Source organism: Streptomyces sp. NPDC127092 (genome assembly GCF_042722475.1).
Classification (GTDB): domain Bacteria; phylum Actinomycetota; class Actinomycetes; order Streptomycetales; family Streptomycetaceae; genus Streptomyces.
In genome coordinates this window covers 564-1,368 of sequence record NZ_JBHXFE010000242.1, presented here as the reverse complement: position 1 = coordinate 1,368, position 805 = coordinate 564, and the positions used below count along the sequence as shown (strand labels likewise).

Genomic DNA, 805 nt, shown 5'->3' with positions numbered 1-805 from the left:
CATGGCCCCCGGGTAGCCGACGTTGCGGCCGAGGAACAGGACGGAGGTGGCGTCGGCCATGGAGCGGGCGAGCTCCTTGACCTGGTCCTTGGCGGCGAGGATCTCCTCGATCTTGCCGGGGATCGCCCCGAGGTCCGCCAGGATGTCCTTGATCTGGCCGCTGAACAGCTTCTTGTTCAGCTGGGCCAGGTACAGGCCCAGCAGGTAGGCGGCGGTGATCTGCGCCAGGAACGCCTTGGTGGAGGCGACGGCGATCTCGGGGCCGGCGTGCGTGTAGAGCACGGCGTCCGACTCGCGCGGGATCGTGGAGCCGTTGGTGTTGCAGATGGACACGGTGCGGGCGCCCTGCTCCTTGGCGTAGCGGACCGCCATGAGGGTGTCCATGGTCTCGCCGGACTGGGAGATGGACACCACGAGGGTGTGCGGGTCGATGATCGGGTCGCGGTAGCGGAACTCGTGGGAGAGCTCCACCTCCACGGGGATCCGGCACCAGTGCTCGATGGCGTACTTGGCCACCGTGCCCGCATAGGCGGACGTGCCGCACGCCAGGACGATGATCTTGTCGACGGCCTTGAGCTCCTCGGGGTCGATCCGCAGCTCGTCCAGCATCAGGGCGCCGGCGGCGTCCGTGCGGCCCAGCAGGGTGTCCTGCACGGCCTGGGGCTGGTCGTGGATCTCCTTCTCCATGAAGGTCTCGAAGCCGCCCTTCTCCGCGGCCGAGGCGTCCCAGTCCACGGTGAAGCGCTTGCCGTCGGCGGGGCCGCCCCGGAAGTCCGAGATCTCGACGGCGTCGGCCGTGATCGTC

The 805-nt window shown here is 68.8% G+C and carries 1 protein-coding gene; it reads right to left on the bottom strand.

Annotated elements, in window-relative coordinates; genetic code table 11:
• A partial coding sequence (locus tag ACFWJO_RS39330) for an SIS domain-containing protein (RefSeq protein WP_386873049.1) occupies positions 1–805 on the bottom strand: 805 nt, incomplete at both ends.